The sequence below is a fragment of the Sphingobacteriales bacterium genome, assembly GCA_016719635.1.
Classification (GTDB): Bacteria; Bacteroidota; Bacteroidia; order Chitinophagales; family JADIYW01; genus JADJSS01.
In genome coordinates, this window is the sequence record JADJYT010000001.1 from 272,366 (window position 1) to 288,953 (window position 16,588).

The 16,588-nt window shown below is 40.3% G+C and carries 18 protein-coding genes, 1 tRNA gene and 1 pseudogene; 12 read left to right on the forward strand and 8 right to left on the reverse strand.

The window, feature by feature from the left end; all coding sequences use genetic code 11:
- Positions 1 to 1,070 precede the first annotated feature (1,070 nt).
- On the reverse strand, positions 1,071 to 1,322 hold the full coding sequence (locus IPM95_01255; protein ID MBK9327947.1) for a hypothetical protein: 252 nt from the start codon (positions 1,320 to 1,322) through the stop codon (positions 1,071 to 1,073).
- Positions 1,323 to 1,346: 24 nt separating this feature from the next.
- On the opposite strand from IPM95_01255, the gene IPM95_01260 reads away from it, so the two are divergent.
- Positions 1,347 to 1,691 (forward strand): hypothetical protein, encoded by a 345-nt coding sequence (locus tag IPM95_01260; GenBank protein ID MBK9327948.1) that lies wholly within the window; start codon positions 1,347 to 1,349, stop codon positions 1,689 to 1,691.
- Between the two features lie 200 nt (positions 1,692 to 1,891).
- Here the strand turns inward: IPM95_01260 and IPM95_01265 are convergent, their stop codons facing one another.
- Together IPM95_01265 and IPM95_01270 are read right to left on the reverse strand one after the other, a co-directional pair.
- A complete protein-coding gene (locus IPM95_01265; protein ID MBK9327949.1) occupies positions 1,892 to 2,695 on the reverse strand; it encodes a hypothetical protein in 804 nt (267 codons plus the stop codon).
- Between the two features lie 26 nt (positions 2,696 to 2,721).
- A complete protein-coding gene (locus IPM95_01270) occupies positions 2,722 to 3,231 on the reverse strand; it encodes a thermonuclease family protein (GenBank protein MBK9327950.1) in 510 nt (169 codons plus the stop codon).
- A 133-nt stretch (positions 3,232 to 3,364) separates the two neighbouring features.
- On the opposite strand from IPM95_01270, the gene IPM95_01275 reads away from it, so the two are divergent.
- Entirely contained in the window at positions 3,365 to 3,559 is a 195-nt protein-coding gene (locus tag IPM95_01275; GenBank protein MBK9327951.1) for a hypothetical protein, read from the forward strand.
- 171 nt (positions 3,560 to 3,730) lie between these two features.
- Here IPM95_01275 and IPM95_01280 read toward each other — a convergent pair.
- Positions 3,731 to 3,803, reverse strand: a tRNA-Arg gene (locus IPM95_01280).
- Between the two features lie 110 nt (positions 3,804 to 3,913).
- Here IPM95_01280 and ung point away from each other — a divergent pair.
- The 3 genes and pseudogenes from ung (at position 3,914) to IPM95_01295 (ending at position 7,866) form a co-directional block, all read left to right on the forward strand.
- Positions 3,914 to 4,595: pseudogene (gene ung / locus IPM95_01285) on the forward strand (uracil-DNA glycosylase).
- A gap of 230 nt (positions 4,596 to 4,825) precedes the next feature.
- On the forward strand, positions 4,826 to 5,215 hold the full coding sequence (locus IPM95_01290; GenBank protein ID MBK9327952.1) for a DUF423 domain-containing protein: 390 nt from the start codon (positions 4,826 to 4,828) through the stop codon (positions 5,213 to 5,215).
- A gap of 92 nt (positions 5,216 to 5,307) precedes the next feature.
- Positions 5,308 to 7,866, forward strand: coding sequence for a TonB-dependent receptor (locus IPM95_01295; protein MBK9327953.1), 2,559 nt, complete (start codon positions 5,308 to 5,310; stop codon positions 7,864 to 7,866).
- Positions 7,867 to 7,869: 3 nt separating this feature from the next.
- Here the strand turns inward: IPM95_01295 and IPM95_01300 are convergent, their stop codons facing one another.
- From IPM95_01300 to IPM95_01310, 3 genes are all read right to left on the reverse strand, one after another.
- Complete coding sequence (locus tag IPM95_01300; protein MBK9327954.1) at positions 7,870 to 8,946, reverse strand: tetratricopeptide repeat protein; 1,077 nt, start codon at positions 8,944 to 8,946, stop codon at positions 7,870 to 7,872.
- Positions 8,947 to 9,053: 107 nt separating this feature from the next.
- Entirely contained in the window at positions 9,054 to 10,040 is a 987-nt protein-coding gene (locus IPM95_01305; protein ID MBK9327955.1) for a hypothetical protein, read from the reverse strand.
- Positions 10,041 to 10,045: 5 nt separating this feature from the next.
- Positions 10,046 to 10,702, reverse strand: coding sequence for an alpha-galactosidase (locus IPM95_01310; protein ID MBK9327956.1), 657 nt, complete (start codon positions 10,700 to 10,702; stop codon positions 10,046 to 10,048).
- 294 nt (positions 10,703 to 10,996) lie between these two features.
- Between IPM95_01310 and IPM95_01315 the strand changes: the two genes are divergently transcribed.
- The 7 genes from IPM95_01315 (at position 10,997) to IPM95_01345 (ending at position 16,090) form a co-directional block, all read left to right on the forward strand.
- Positions 10,997 to 11,887 (forward strand): 3-hydroxybutyryl-CoA dehydrogenase, encoded by an 891-nt coding sequence (locus IPM95_01315; GenBank protein ID MBK9327957.1) that lies wholly within the window; start codon positions 10,997 to 10,999, stop codon positions 11,885 to 11,887.
- 185 nt (positions 11,888 to 12,072) lie between these two features.
- Entirely contained in the window at positions 12,073 to 12,702 is a 630-nt protein-coding gene (locus tag IPM95_01320) for a hypothetical protein (GenBank protein ID MBK9327958.1), read from the forward strand.
- A complete protein-coding gene (locus IPM95_01325) occupies positions 12,666 to 13,256 on the forward strand; it encodes a hypothetical protein (protein ID MBK9327959.1) in 591 nt (196 codons plus the stop codon). Before IPM95_01320 ends, IPM95_01325 begins: the two co-directional genes overlap by 37 nt.
- 166 nt (positions 13,257 to 13,422) lie before the next feature.
- Complete coding sequence (locus IPM95_01330; protein ID MBK9327960.1) at positions 13,423 to 13,818, forward strand: hypothetical protein; 396 nt, start codon at positions 13,423 to 13,425, stop codon at positions 13,816 to 13,818.
- A gap of 80 nt (positions 13,819 to 13,898) precedes the next feature.
- Entirely contained in the window at positions 13,899 to 14,147 is a 249-nt protein-coding gene (locus IPM95_01335) for a hypothetical protein (protein MBK9327961.1), read from the forward strand.
- An 84-nt stretch (positions 14,148 to 14,231) separates the two neighbouring features.
- Positions 14,232 to 14,948: a T9SS type A sorting domain-containing protein gene (locus tag IPM95_01340; protein MBK9327962.1), complete on the forward strand. Its 717-nt coding sequence runs from the start codon at positions 14,232 to 14,234 to the stop codon at positions 14,946 to 14,948.
- Between the two features lie 173 nt (positions 14,949 to 15,121).
- Positions 15,122 to 16,090: a zinc metalloprotease gene (locus IPM95_01345; GenBank protein MBK9327963.1), complete on the forward strand. Its 969-nt coding sequence runs from the start codon at positions 15,122 to 15,124 to the stop codon at positions 16,088 to 16,090.
- Between the two features lie 81 nt (positions 16,091 to 16,171).
- Here the strand turns inward: IPM95_01345 and IPM95_01350 are convergent, their stop codons facing one another.
- Positions 16,172 to 16,519 (reverse strand): 4Fe-4S dicluster domain-containing protein, encoded by a 348-nt coding sequence (locus IPM95_01350; GenBank protein ID MBK9327964.1) that lies wholly within the window; start codon positions 16,517 to 16,519, stop codon positions 16,172 to 16,174.
- Positions 16,520 to 16,588: the final 69 nt, after the last annotated feature.

Here is a 16,588-nt window from a genome sequence, read left to right on the forward strand (position 1 = left end):
TGGTCTAAATCCATACATTTATTTTCCCTTTCAATAATGTAGGCTTATGCAGTAGCCAAGCTAAAATCATACCTATACTGCATCTGTGGTGTCGCAGCCCATTTTTATTGTCATGCTTTTTGTACCTGCCCATTATGGCACATTGCTTTCTCCTAATGTCATTCTGAGCGAAGTAAAGAATCTCGCTACTAATGTCTTCCTGAGTTTATCGAAGGAACAAAGCAAAGCGCCATGCTATTCTACAAACAAAAAATCACGCCAAAAAAAATGGTCTGAAGCAACTTATACATAATGTGCTCTTATGTGTACGCTGCGCACAGCCATGCCAACGCTCATTATCATGCCTGGCAATGGCTGTCACATAAGCACACTATGTTAAGTAGCCGCCACCACAGTCAGCATTCATAAAAAATGTTGTAGTTGTTTATAGGTGTTTTTATAAATGCTGAAAGCCTACATTCTTGCGTGCCTTGCGGTCGCTTCTTCCATTCCGCTGCAGCTCCATTCCATCAGCCACCTCAGCACCCTAAGCAAGAGTGTTCCTTCATTCCATTTCACAAAAGCTATGCTATTGCTTTTCGTGTATTGGCAGATGCATACCCACGCTTATTATTTTGTGTGAGAAAATTTACAAAATAATGCCGAAGCTGCAATGCATCTGCTCAATCCACTTCAAGCACCAAAGTAATTTTGTTCATTCCATTCAGTCATACACTTGCCCCATACTACATAACCTCAAGCATTCCGTTAAAGGAAACCAAATATGCTTGCGGTCGCTTCTTCCATTTCGATGCATTCCGTTCCGGGCGGTCGCTACTTTCATCCGCTCCCGATCCCTCCACTCCATTGCATCTTCATTCCATCAGCCACCTCAGTTTGAAAAGCAAGAGTGCTTCGCACCCTTGCCCTTTACTGCAAATCCCAATCATTCTACAAAATCAACCATCCATTTTTAATATTGAAAAATTGAACAGCACATATATCCCCAAAAAATAAAAAAGAAAGCAAAGGTAAGTGGCTCGCCATTGGGCTGCAAGGTTAAAATGTATTTTTGAAAAAAAATCTCCACCTCAATAACCTTTCTTCAATAAACTCAACAATGTCGATGAGGTAGTATTTTTTTCCAAAAAACCTTGACATCCCAAGGCTTCACCACTTAAAATAGTGGCTTTCTTTTTTCTTTTTTTTTGCCGTTTTTTTTCTTCTTTTCTTTTGGGTTTATGGGTGATGCGCGAAGCGCAGCGAGCACAAAAATTAATGCTCATACTATGTGTACCGTTCAACTCAAAACATTTAACAAAAACTTCAACTACGAAGGTCATTTTTTCTTCATCCTAAATAAAGGCATGAACAGCGGGAAGCCTTTGAAATCTTCCTGCCCGAATTGTTTCGTTTGCATCGCTGAAAGCGAAGAGCTGAAAGAGCAGCTTTACTGGCTCTGTTTTGCGCTCTGGTACTCAAAAGCCTTTCATTACTACCATAAAGGCTCTGTTATCCAATATATCACGATAGATGACATAAAGGAGTGCCTGTCTAAATCATTGCGTAAATCCAATGAAAACAAAGCCGATTTTCAAACTGCCATCAGCCAGGCGCAGAAGTTCGAACAGTTAGAAACACTGTATGAAAAGAATCTGCAGCTTGTCAGACAAGCAAGAAGAGCCATATTTTATAAACGTTCCTTTTTATAGTCGTAGGTAAAGCACACATAAGACATACATAAGGCATACATATATGCCCGTTAATTCGTTTATTGATATGTAAACAACATAAAATAAAAAATCCTGCACTTTCATGCAGGATTACGAGAGAAACCTAAACTAACAACTATGCTCCTGTGGAGGGATTGCGACCATCACGAACGGTGCGCCTGAAATTTCTTTTAATCCTTTTAATAGACATTGTCTATGGTTAAACAGTTCCCGGAAGAGAATTTGTAGAAATTACCATTTACTTCTTGGAAGAACTCAATACCAATGCAATGCAAGACTGATACATCAGCGGTCATTACCGTACCGACAGGAAGTGAAGCATCTAATACCTCACCTGCATATGCAGCATTTAATGGTGAATAGGAACCATAGGTTGTACTACTCAACTCATTTAATTCGGGATTAGTAGGCTCATACGTGCCGGTGGAAGCATTAAATGCGTAATCTGAAACTACTCCAATCGCATTTATGTACCGGAAATGTGTAGCTCCGATTGGTGCATTGATAGAGCTGGCAGGTGTTGCAGCCAAGGTGGTGAAATTACTTGTTAACCGGTCTACAGAATGATTCAGTAAGTACGGCACATAAGAAACACTGGCAAAGGAAATGTTTTTATCAAATCCAAAACCATGTAAGTACGTGCGCTGTGTACTTATTTCTACTTTTCTTTCACCACGAGCTTCTGTACCATCTTCCAGGTTAATTTTCTTCATGATGGATGTCAGCCTTCCGGTACATTGCGGGTCTGTCATACCGTTCAGTACTTCTGACATTGCAACACGGATTGATTTTCCTGCTTTTGCACAGCCTCCAAATTCAGACATGTTTTCTCGAGTACGTTGAAACTCTGGAGCCGTTTTAACTTGTGCATCGGTTGGACCGCCGGACATGCCTGCGAAATATCCTTCTTGCCCTTTGATTTTAAAATGTCTGATGTCGCCGATGGTACCGACATATTTTAAGGGACCTTTTTGTTTAGCCATTTTTTTTAGATTTAAATGTTTAAAAATTATTTACAAGTATTACAATATTTACTTCTGTCTTTTAAATTATATGATCTCCAAAAGGAAGGTGGACAAACGCCAGTCATTCCACACTTCCAAAGTCCTGTTTTTTCATTTATTGCAATCACCATCAAAGATTTTAAAAGTGAATCTTTACTGTATGTTTGATAATGCCATGCCCATCCATTACGAATTAGCATACTGTCCAGTCGTTGATTATTAATCCAAATATCAGCAAGCACTCTACCATACAAATCTTTCCCGGTACTGTCATACGATACCATTTTACCTGATATTAATTTACTTGTGTACACGAATGATAAATAACCATAAGGTTGTTTTAATTCAGGTGCATCAACATTTTTGAGACGTAAAGTAAAATATGTATTTCCTTTTCTCAAAACATAAGTATCTCCATCTTTGACACAAACAACTCTTGCACTATCATTTGCTGATAACTTCAAGCAAAATGCCAAAGAAATAATGATAAATAATATCTTATAAAATCGAACCATGCACCAAATATAAATACACTGGATATACTTGTAAAATAAGAGCTTCCGACATTTCCGTTTTTGCATAATTATGCCAACAAACACACTTTTACCTATGTAAAAAATTAATTATCTTTACTCATAAATTGAATATTTGACAATGAATAGACTGTGTATTTATCCGAAAGACATTCAGATAATCACAGGCAAAAGTGACAGATATGGCAGATACCTTATTAAAAGAATCAGGGAATATTTCAAGAAAGAACAACACCAGGTTGTTACTATTGAAGAGTTTTGCCAGTATATGGGATTACAGTTTGAGGTTGTTTTCAAGCAATTAAACTAAAATCTCAGTCCGCCTTTGCTTATGATAGGCAACCGGCATCTTAAAATCCAGCTTCTTATTTTCCTTTAATTGTTGTGTGGTTGCATTTATTCAACTTTTTATAGGTCACATTTGAGGTCACATTTAAAAAATAAAGGGTTTCAGCACCTCGCTAAAACCCTTATTTTACTGTGACCGCGGCACGAATCGAACGTGCGACCGACTGCTTAGAAGGCAGTTGCTCTATCCCCTGAGCTACGCGGCCAAATGGATTATTTGCAAACTTTTATATTGGAAACTGCAAACTTTTCCTGTAACGGAGTGCAAAGATATTCTTTAAATGACTAATTTCCCAAAAAATAAGTTTAAAAAATCATGTCCGAAACGAACATACAGATAGAAGAGAGCTGGAAAAGGGTATTGGCCGATGAGTTTGAAAAACCGTATTTCAGGGAACTGCGGCATTTTCTGCAGCAGGAAAAAACAAGCGGTAAAAGCATCTATCCGCCCGGTTCCCTTATATTCAATGCTTTCAATTCCACACCGTTTGACAAAGTGAAAGTGGTGATACTGGGGCAAGACCCCTATCACGGAACGGGACAGGCACATGGCTTGTGTTTTTCCGTGCAGCACGGCGTCAAACCACCGCCCAGCCTGGTGAATATCTTTAAGGAACTGAAGGATGATGTTCCGGGATTTGAGATACCCGGCCATGGCTGCCTTCAGAAATGGGCGGAACAGGGTGTGTTTTTATTGAACGCCATCCTGACGGTGGAAGCCAACCAGCCGACCTCGCACCAGAAAAAAGGCTGGGAAGAATTTACAAATGCCGTGATTCAAAAGCTGTCCAAAGAACGCAGGGGACTGATATTTATCCTGTGGGGGGCATTTGCACAGCAAAAAGCTGTGCTGATTGACGACACCAGGCATACCATCCTGAAAGCGGCGCACCTCCCCTTTTTCCGCCTACAATGGTTTTTTCGGCTGCAATCATTTTTCCAAAACCAATGAAATACTGGCACAAAAAGGAGAAGCAACGATAGACTGGCAGCTATAAGGAATTGGTAAAAACGCTAAAGGCATATTTGAAAATTGCATCCACAATCTCGAATATGAATAATTTATGATAAGCCATAAAACTATATATTGATAACATGAAACATAGATTTCATCTTATAAATCCTTACAGTTAGCCATAACTGAACCAATAGTCCTGGAATAACAATAGTATAACCGTACAACTGGTTTGCTTTCATGATATTTTGATATTTTTGTGCAAAATTATTTATGCAAAAGACCTTTGGAATCATTGTCGCTGTTTACGGAGCATTGGCCGTCATACTGGGTGCTTTCGGCGCACATGCTCTGAAAGACAAGCTGGATGCCTATCAACATACGATTTATGAAAAAGCCGTCAGCTACCAGTTTTACCACGTCATAGCCCTTATGGCAGTTGTATTTTTAGCCGATAAGATACAGGCAAAGACTCTGACATTGGCGGGCTGGTTTTTCACCGCCGGCATCCTGTTGTTTTCCGGTTCCTTATATTTACTGGCCACCCGCAGTTTACTGGGTACGGATGCACTGACTCCTGTTTTAGGACCGGTTACACCATTGGGCGGTTTATGTCTTATCACAGGCTGGGTTTTGCTGGCAATTTCTTTCACCAAACTGTAATATTTTTTGTCTGCTCAAATACTGATAACGGATAACCTGTCGTTTAAAAAAGTCAGACTCCGGTTTCCATCCTTTTTATCCAAAAATAACCCATGAAAAAAACACCCGCTTTCTTCCTTTTTCTTTTGTCCTTCTCTCTGCTCCTGCTGACTCTCTCCCTATCCGCTCAGCCGCCGCAGGGATTGAACGGACCGCCGCCTGCTATCGGCAGGATTTACGGGAAGGTACTGGATGCAGCCAAAAATACCCCATTGGAGTATTCTTCTGTGACTATCCAGAACCTGAAAGATTCCAGCAAAATATACGGAGGCCTTGTAGATGAAAAAGGAAATTTTGAAATCTCCAATATCCGCTTAGGTGCCTATAGACTTACCGTCAGTTTTGTAGGATATACGGACTATGTGATTGAAAAACTATCAATCATTCCGCCGGACAAAGTGGAAACGAATCTGGGCACCCTTAAAGTTCAGGAAGATACAAAGGTATTGCAGGAAGTGGAAATCACCGGAGAGAAGAGCATCATGACCGTGAATGCGGAAAAAAAGGTTTTTAATATCGAAAAAAATATCATGACGGCAGGCGGTTCCGCAACGGATGCCCTGAAACAGGTGCCTGTTGTGGAGGTAGATCAGGATGGCAATCTTTCCATGCGCGGTTCGGGCAATTTAAAGGTCTTTATCAATGGGCGGCCTTCGGGAATTACGTCCAACAATACGAAAGCGATACTCGATGCCATTCCCTCTTCCCAGATTGAGAGTATAGAAGTCATTAATAATCCATCAGCCAAATACGATGCGGAAGGAGAAGTGGGAATCATCAACATTGTCCTGAAAAAAAACACCAAAATAGGGCTAAACGGAAATTTCACCGTTGGATACGGCACCAAATACGATATCAATACAGGAGTGACACTCAATTTCAGGAAGAAAAGTATCAGCTTTTCGACCTCTTATAACTTTCGGTTTACCGAATCCTATTACAAAGGGATCGGCGAACGGTATAATTTTTATCCCGGACAGCCTCCGTTCTACCTGAACACCAATGATTATGGTACAACCCTGAATTTTTCCAACACGATCAACTCCAGTTTAGACTGGTACATAAAGGAAAAAAACACCTTATCGTTTTCTTTGCTGCTGAGTGAATCCAACGGCAATGGAAAAGGGAAGGTGAATACTGATTTTTTGGATTCCCTGTTTAATTACATCAATTCTTACGACCGATATTCCAACTCGAAGAATGTAAACTGGAATGGGGAGGTCAATGCTTCCTTCAGAAGAACATTCAAAGACAACAGCAATGACCTGGTCATTGCAGGGAATTATGCCTATTCTGACAGAACCAGCAAGCCTGTTCGCTATGTGCAAAAGACATTAGATGTAAACGACAAGGAGGTTTTGATGATTCCGCAACGGCAAACCAACAGCAACTATAATACCGGCCACTCCGGGTTTGTGCAGGCAGATTATACGCAGCCATTCAAAAAGATCCAATCAAGGCTGGAATTCGGTTATCGGTTCAATATGCGTGACTATACCACCGAACTATATGCTGATTCGTTGAATACCACCACGCTGGTGACCGTTTATGACAGTTCCATTTCCAATAGATACCGATATCAGGAAATGATCCATGCCGGTTATATCATTTTTGGCGGAAGCATCAAAAAAATCGCCAACTACAAAGCCGGCATACGGCTGGAAAATACAAACATCGATTTGACGCAGAATGTAGGCAGCCAATCCTACCGTCAAAAATATTTTGATTACTTCCCGTCAGCATCCTTGTCCTTCAATTTAAAAAAGAACCATTCACTAAGTGTGAGTTACAGCAAACGTATCAACCGGCCAAACCCGGAACAGCTCAATCCGTTTGGCAACTACAGCGATCCGTATAACATCCTGACCGGTAATCCGGGAATGAAACCTGCCTACACACATGCGGCAGAAATAACCCATGTCAAAAACATAGATATCAAACCGGGAAAAAGAGATTCCACCTTTCAGCGAAGCGTCTTTTTCAGCACCACCGTTTATTATCGTTACGCATACAATGTTTTCACCCGTTTCAGAACGGTTGACAGCCTTGGCCGTTCTGTTGTAAACTTTGACAACCTGAATACCGGACAAAATATCGGTGTGGAGTTTACCAATAAGACAACCCTATTCAGGTGGTGGAATTTTGTGCTGTCTGCTAATTTATTTTACAATAAGATACAGGGAAATGTGCCTAATGGCGAGGTGGATGCCACCACCAACAGTTTTCAGTATAACCTGCGGTTAATGAATACGTTTAACCTTACTCCAAGGGCAACGCTTCAGCTCATGGTTTCTTACAGAAGCAAAATCAAGTTCCTTCAGGGAGAAATCACTCCGATGGTTTTTGCCAATATCGGATTCCGTTATGATTTCTTAAAGGAAAACAGAGCGAGCATCGCAGTAAATGTAAGCGACATATTTCATTCTCAGTATTTTGGTGTTTCCACCAATGGCAGTACATTTGACGGCACTGTCAGACGTTATTGGGAAAGTACCGTGGGCAATATAGTGTTTACCTATCGTTTTGGGAAGTCAGAGCAAAAACAAGGTATGCCCAAACAGAAGAAATCCAACTTTGAAGACAGTGGCAGCGGCGTGGAAGGCGGCGGATAGTTTTTACTTTCCCCACTTCAACTCTTCAATGAGCTCCATAAAATCTTTATCTTTCAGATAATTGGCAAAATACTTATCTTTGTTTATATAAGTAAAATACCTGCCATTTATAAATAGTCCAAGTTCTTTGGCTCTTCTCAGAGCAAAGATAAAACCTGATTTGTCTGCTTCTGCCGCATATAAACGTGCCATATTATAAGGTATCTTCGGGTCTTGTTTATTGATAAGTGAAGCCATGACAAAATCTTCCTTAGCCCCCCCAAACTCTCCCATTTCCAGTTTACAGATACCACGATCCAGGAACATATCTGATTTATAATTCACCAATTTGATTGCATTGTCATAAAACTGAATGGCAATCGGGTATTTATTCTGCTTATACAATGTTTTACCCAAATAATAGTGAGCGTTGGCATCGTCCGGATCCAGCTGGATAGCTGTCCACAAATCCTTATAGGCCGTATTCAGGCTGTCCATATAGTAACGAACGATACCTCTGTTTCTGTAGGCCAGCTGAAAGTCAGGCTGGAGTTTAAGGCATTTATTAAAATCCGTTTCTGCCATGCGTAAATCGATTATACTTGCTTCGGCTATATTCTGATTATTATACCTGGAAGAACCTCTGTTGTTATAGGCCAGGTAATAGGTAGAATCCAGTTTAATGACTTTATTAAAATCCCTGATGGCCGCTTCAAAATTCTCCAGGTAATAAAAACACATACCGCGGTTGTTCAGTACACGGATGCTGGTATCCCTTATCAACAATGCTTTGGTGTAGTATTCAGCTGCAATATCAAATTTATTTTGTTTTTTGTTGTTGTTTCCTAAATCTTCGTACAATTCAAATATTTTGGGTTTAAACTTTAAAACCTTTTCATAGGTAACATTAGCCTGTGTAAAATCTCCTATTTCAGAATAACACTTTGCCAGCAGGTATAAGGCATTGGCATCATTTGGTTTTCTGGCTATGTATCCTTTAAGGGAAGAGATGGCAGGGAGGTATAATTTATCATCGAACTGCTGTTTGGCGAAGTCGAAAACCGGGTCACCGGACTGTGCAACAACAGCTGAGTTATTCACTAAAAGGTAAATAATTAGCAGGAAACAGTGAATACGCAGCGAACTGAATATTCTTGTGAAAGCACTATTCATAAATAAATACCTCAGTAACTTAATAGTTTTATCGTTTAATTTAAAGTACGTTTTTCCACTTCAATAATAGAAAAATCCTTTTTCTCAATTCGTTTAAAGTTTCCACTTTTGTTTATTGTCTCCACGGCATAACCTGTCGGAACCTTGATGTATATCTTTACGTCGTTCAATATCCCTTCTGTCCATTTCAGTTCAATATTATTACCCGTCATAAAAATATTTTCAATTTCTGTGCCAGAAAAGAAATGTCCGCTGCTGCCGGCGATGGCAAACGGAGTAAACCCAACGGTGAGGTAGCATTTGGAACTGTGTTTGGGAATTTCAATCCGTTTATCCCCTTTTACCAATTCCTGTTTTACATTATCATAATACAGATTGTCCGGCAGCTTATACATTTTAGACATATCTCCCGTATTCATCAGAACCAGGAAATATTTGTCCTTTATTCGAAAATGAATGGTATAAAAATTATCCTGATACAACACCTGCACATCTTCTACAGCCATCAGCGGAAAAATGGATTTGTACAGCAACAACGTTTTTTCATCATATTCTCCAATATTGTCAGATGTAAAAAGCAGGTGGCCGAACAGCAGGTTCGCCAGCAGCAAGGAATATTTTTCGTCAAAGGATAGCATATTCTTATTTTTCCGGAGCAGAAAAACATCCGGATCGTTCCAGAACCATTTTCCGGAAAGATGCCGCCTTGAAATGGTATTATGAATGGCATTTAACACGGATGGCCGCTCTCTGGCGCGTATCCATTTCAAAATCTTAAAATCCCAGGTTAAATGGATATCCGGTCCGATGCGGCAGTAATCCGTGGTTTCCATGGCCGCACTCAACGGCACTCCGCAGCCTAAAATCATCTTATCATAGCCAATACATTCCCTCAAAAACTCCATCGCTTCCCGCATGATCTGCCCGCGCGACTTACCATATCTTGGTGCCAACGCCGTGCCATATAAAAAGTCCAGTTTCACCAGATCAAAATTCCATTCGCGCAGGACTATATGAAACACCTCTTTCAGATAAGCCCGCACTTCCTCGTTGTAAACATCCAGAGCATAAAACCAATAACTCCAGAGCGGATTAAACCCGATCTTAAAAAACTGCCTTTATCGTCTTTCACAATCCAGTCTGGTTTTTCTCTTACAATGAAGGAATCATGTTCGCAAGCCAGCGGTGCCAGCCACAATCCCGCTTTCACACCTTGTGCATGGATTTTGTCAACGATGGAAGTCAGGCCATTCGGGAAGCGTGCATTGAAATGCAGCCAGTCGCCTACCGCTTTCTGATATCCGTCATCAATCTGAAAAATTTCAATAGGGAACGTTATTTTGGCAAAAGAAAGCAAATTGTCTTCAATGATTTTTTCGGAAATGTTAGTATAGTAATAATACCAGCTGGTCCAGCCGATAGCTGGTTTGACATGAACAGATTTTAATTGCTGGGCCTCAAAATATCGCTGGAAACAGACAAACTCATACGATTGAATATGCAGTATATCCATCAGAACGGTTTCGTTCTGCACGGCCAATCCTTCACAATCCTTTTTAATCAGTAACTGATTACGTACAGCATTGTGCTCAAAAATGGTATATCCTATGTTGTCATTCAAAGAACCCAAAAACAACAGGTGGCGTTTGGGAAGCTGGATATAGGTATAGGTCCAGCTATGCACGATGCCTTTCTGATTTTTATACAGAAAATATGTCTGGTTTCACTGTAATCAACCTCTGGCGGTAATATAAAAATCCATCAGTTCAACAGGACGTTTGCTGTAAGGTGCACTTATAGCGATTATCATCCCCAACCGCATCCAGCAAAAATTCCACCTTAAGCGCTTCATTTTCAAACACGGAAAAATCAGAAGACGTTATTTCTTTCGCTTCGTTGTCTGATTTATATTTCAGGAAAATTGTTGGAATTGCATACTAAAATTTGATAACTTGCGCTAAAATAACGAAAAATGTCCATCAAACAGATAACCGTAATCGGTTCAGGCACTATGGGAAACGGCATCGCACATGTTTGTGCGCAATTTGGCTATCAGGTAGCGCTGGTGGATATCGCACAAACGGCATTGAATAAGGCCATACAGACCATTACTAAAAATCTGGACCGGCAGATACAAAAAGGAGCCATTACGGAAGACATCAAAAGTACCACACTTCAAAATATACAAACCTACACAGAACTAAAGGCCGCGGCAGCCAACAGTGATCTGGTGATTGAGGCTGCTTCTGAGCATTTCAGCATTAAAGAAAAGATTTTTAAAGAACTGGACGAAGTATGTCCGTTGCATTGCATACTGGCCAGCAACACGTCCTCGATTTCCATAACCCGGATTGCGGCAGTGACGAAACGCCCGGACAGGGTGATAGGTATGCACTTCATGAATCCGGTGCCCGTGATGAAATTGGTGGAGGTGATACGCGGTTACGCGACGAGTGATGAAACCACCCATCTGGTTTTTGAAGTGTCGAAGGCACTGCAAAAAATTCCGGTAGAAGTGACCGACTATCCGGGATTTGTAGCCAACCGTATCCTGATGCCTATGATCAATGAAGCCATCTATTCACTTTATGAAGGCGTAGCAGGCGTCCATGAAATTGACACGGTGATGAAACTGGGCATGGCCCATCCGATGGGACCGCTGCAACTCGCAGATTTTATTGGGTTGGATGTCTGCCTGGCCATTTTAAGAGTACTACACGAAGGTTTCGGAAACCCTAAATACGCGCCTTGTCCGCTGCTGGTAAATATGGTCACCGCCGGATATTTGGGTGTGAAAAGCGGTGAAGGTTTTTACAGATACGAAGCTGGCAGTAAAGACATCAATGTGAGCGGTATGTTTGTGAAATAAACATTCCTGCTTACTATTTTTACACCACAGGACGGGTCAAAACAAACACTTCCTACATATTCAGACGCATTTACCTGAATTTCAACAAAATATAAAAATAAAAACTTATTCTTTACTACATTAGATTAAATTTATCTCTGACTAATATTATTTGAATTGCATACATTTACATAAACTATTGAATTATGCAAAAAAGCATACTGGTTGCAATCTGTATGTGTATATCCATTGTTTTAACACATGCGCAACATTTGGTAAGGGAAGAATGTATTGGAAATACGACTAATGAAGTTATCATCAGTACGCATGAGAATGCTGATTCCACCACGAGTATAATCTATGAAATATATGATAATGATCCGGATGTATTAATCAACCTGAGGTATCGGCTGATTAAATTAGATAAAGATAAAAACACCCTTTACAACAGCTCCATTGACTCTCTCATACCTTATCTGCCCCTAAACAGCAGTTACCTGACATTTGATAATGACGGCGGGTTCTTTGTTATTTTTTATTTCAGACCGGAGGATACCATGGGAACAATCTATGATTCGAAGATGAGAGGAATGAAATTTGACAAAGGTGGACAGTTTCTGTGGGAAGTGGATAGTATCCCGGACTCAGGCACCATTTATGATTACTTTATACAAAATAAACCGGAAGGTGGTTATAGCATTTACACCTATAAAAGTGATCAAAAACAGAAAGTGATGTTCTTTCGATTTCCAATACGGGTAGTATTTTATGGAGAACACAGATATCGAAATCCGGATTGTTGCCGGAAGATCCTAATAATATATATTCCAACCTGACACTATTGCCGTTATCCAATAAGAACACGTTTTTCAGTGTATATGTTGCACATAGATATTCCTGGAGCATTACAAATGATTCAGCCGCACTGGTATATGGATTATTAGATTCTTCAGGAAATTTAATCAAAAGCGATACGCTGATTGACACAGAGGAAATGCAGTATCAGCCGATATATAATTACAGTTCTTCCAACTCCATTGTTCGATTTCATTACAACAGAAGCAACTTTAACAATATGATACGGGTAGTGATCAATCCGAATGATTTATCGTATACACGCACCGACAACGTTGATATTAACGACATCCTGATGCCCAGCTACAACGGGAGATACGATGACACCTCCCGTATATTCAGGCTTCCTTATCCTCTAGATGACAGCATATTGCGATGTTACGACATTCACTTCAATCTCTTATGGGAATACAATACAGGAATTGCCAGTAATGAGATATACAAAACGGTCATTGCCAGCAATAATTCCATCTATTTGAATAATGAACTGATTGAGAACGGAATAAAAAAATGGGACCAGCCAGGCGGTTTTTAATGATACCATTTATTATAATGACAGGTTTTGGTCATTAGGCACTGATGAAGTTAATGGTACCAATTCCCAATTATCGTACGACAGGAATGATATCTATCATTTCACCAGTTATAATGAAACCTCCTGCTCCAATTGTAAAACCATTCATTTAATCCAGGTACTGGATATGCAGACCGGTGCTGTAAAAGAGCGCATGATTATTGATGCCAAACCGGAGTATTCTTTTTACAAGAGCTATTATGACAGAGGAAAATTCTTTATCGCCTGTAACGAAAACACCTATTGCAATTTAGGACAAGGCGATATTTACCTGGGTTATTTTTCCCACAACTTCAATAACCTTAGAGGGATCGCATTCATAGACTACAATACGAATAACAATATGGATGCAGGTGATGAACAATTTGGCAATGGTTACGCCGTCACTCAAAAGGGTGATGAAATACTTACCCAGCACTTAAACACACTGTATCCGTTTAATTTCTTTCTGACACAGGAGCCTATACCGCCAAACTTCATTTATATAATGATTATTACACTGTTTCTCCTGAGCAACGGATAACCCATCCTGATTACTTTAATGCAGACACTTTATATTTTGCCTTACATCCTGTTCCAGGCAAAAACGATATCGGAGTTAATATGTTCAACAACTGGATGACCCGATTGGGACAAAACAACCGATATACCGTTTCCGTTAAGAATATCGGCACCACAACGGCTACCGGCAAATTAAAATTGCAAATGGACAGCCGGTTGCTGAATATCAGCACGAATCCCAATTATTCCTTCAGCAATGAAGACACCATCGTTTGGGATATTTCCAACCTCCTGCCCAACTCAACCCTTTCCGTCGCTATTGATTTTACAGCCGAAATACCCCTGTATTAAACGGTGACGATACGATTAGTTCCAAAGGCTGGTTCGAAAGCGACTCCATTGACCTGACGCCATTGGATAATGCGGCTGAAGTAAGTGAGAGTCATCAGAACTTCTTACGACCCGAATGAGAAATCCATTTTATCCGGCAGCACATTGACTCCATCGCAAGTCAGCAACGGGGAGTATATATCCTACATCATCCATTTCCAAAACTACGGCAATGATACTGCTTTCAGAGTGGTGGTACTGGATACGCTCAGCGTTAATGTGGATGCCTCTTCACTTCAAATAACGGGCGCATCCCATACCTATACGCTCGATATCATCGACGAGCATATCCTCAAGTTTACGTTCAGCAATATCCGCCTGTCCTTTGATACACTCGACATTTCCAGTACCGGCTTTATTTCTTATAAAGTAAGCCCGAAAACCGGACTTTCCTTAGGCAGCAGCATCGATAATACCGCACATATTTTCTTTGATTACAATGAGCCGGTTGCGACGAATACGGTAAGAACAAATATCATCTTATTGTCTGCTGTCAAAACAAACCCGGCAAATAAAGGAAAATTGAAGCTCTATCCCAATCCGAATGCGGGCAAATTCAGTGTCCAATTTGAGAATGCGACCAATTCTGCCGTTGAACTGGAAATTGTCAGTATCAAAGGTGAAACCTTGTACCTGGAAAAGAAACCCCATCAGGCATCATCCCTTTTTGATTTGGATATGAGCCGTTTTCCAAAAGGCATCTATTGGATAAAGCTGAATGACGGAACCGCCATTTACAGCAGTTCCGTGATAGTACAATGAAAATGACAGATATAATATGTTAATTATAATAGCCTTTTTTTTGTCATTTTTGTTAAAATACACGGATGTGGGTAAAATATTCGAAACATAAATTTCGTTTATAAGATACTTTGTTTAAATTAGCTTAATGTTTTAGTCGTAAACAAACTATTTTTAATATAAAACTCTTATTAATGAAAAAACTAATTTTAATCGGCTCACTGGCTGCTGTGCTTTTTGCCGGATGTAAAAAAAATGAAGATGACCAATTGGTTAATCCGACAGACAACAACACCAGTGTACAAAGAAGCTGCGGCTCCATGGAAGTATTGGCAGCACAGATGAATGCAGATCCTGCATTGGAAGCGCGTATGAACTCCATTGAAGCATTCACACAGGATGCCATTGCTAAAGGAGCCACTGCCCGTTTGGTGAATGGTGTAATTGAAATACCGGTGGTTGTCAACGTGTTATACAAAACAGCTTCTGAAAATATTTCTTTAACTCAGATTCAGTCCCAAATTGACGTATTGAACGAAGACTTTAATGCCACCAATGCTGACTACAGCCTGGTTCCGTCTGCTTTTTCCGGTGTTAAGGCAAATGTTGGTATACGTTTCGTATTAGACCAGGTTATCCGAAAATCCACTAACAAAAGAAGTTGGGGAACCAATGATGCCATGAAGAAAAGCTCACAGGGCGGTATCAATCCGACCTCTCCTACAACTAAATTAAATATGTGGTCATGTACATTATCAAACGGGATTCTGGGTTACGCTCAATTTCCAGGCGGTTCTTCTTCAACGGATGGCGTGGTAATCTTAAATACCGCTTTTGGACGTACAGGTACGGTTCGGGCTCCTTATAACAAAGGCAGAACAGCGACTCACGAAGTTGGTCATTGGCTGAACTTACGCCACATCTGGGGTGATGCCACCTGCGGAAGCGACCTGGTAAGTGATACGCCAACACATAACACCGCCAATTATGGATGTCCTGCCGCAGGTCACAAATCTACCTGTACAGGTACACCTATCGAAATGACGATGAACTATATGGATTATACAGACGATCCGTGTATGTATATGTTCTCTTTAGGTCAAAAATCAAGAATTCTGGCTGTTTTTGCTACCGGCGGACCAAGAGCGTCTTTTGCACTATAATAGTTAAATAACCAACATAATAGCATAAATAAAAAGTCCCGAATTAATTCGGGACTTTTTATTTATATGCTAATGAACAACTTATATGTGCAATCTTGCTTTTCTTGCTAACAGTTCTTCTTCCGTTTCTACATTCATCTCATCGGGAATACAGCAATCCACCGGGCAGACCGCCGCGCATTGTGGTTCTTCGTGAAATCCTTTGCATTCGGTGCATTTATCTGTTACTATAAAATAAACATCGTTGGAAACCGGTTTTTGCTTTTCATCAACACCTACCACACTTCCATCTTTTAAGGTATATTGTCCGGATACATTCGTTCCATCCTTGATAGCCCACTCAATACCACCCTCGTAAATCGCATTATTCGGGCATTCCGGCTCACATGCGCCACAATTTATACATTCATCGGTTATTCTGATTGCCATTTGTTGTACTTTTGCACAAATATATACATTGAGCACAAAATTGATAAAAGAAAAACAATAATTTATAGT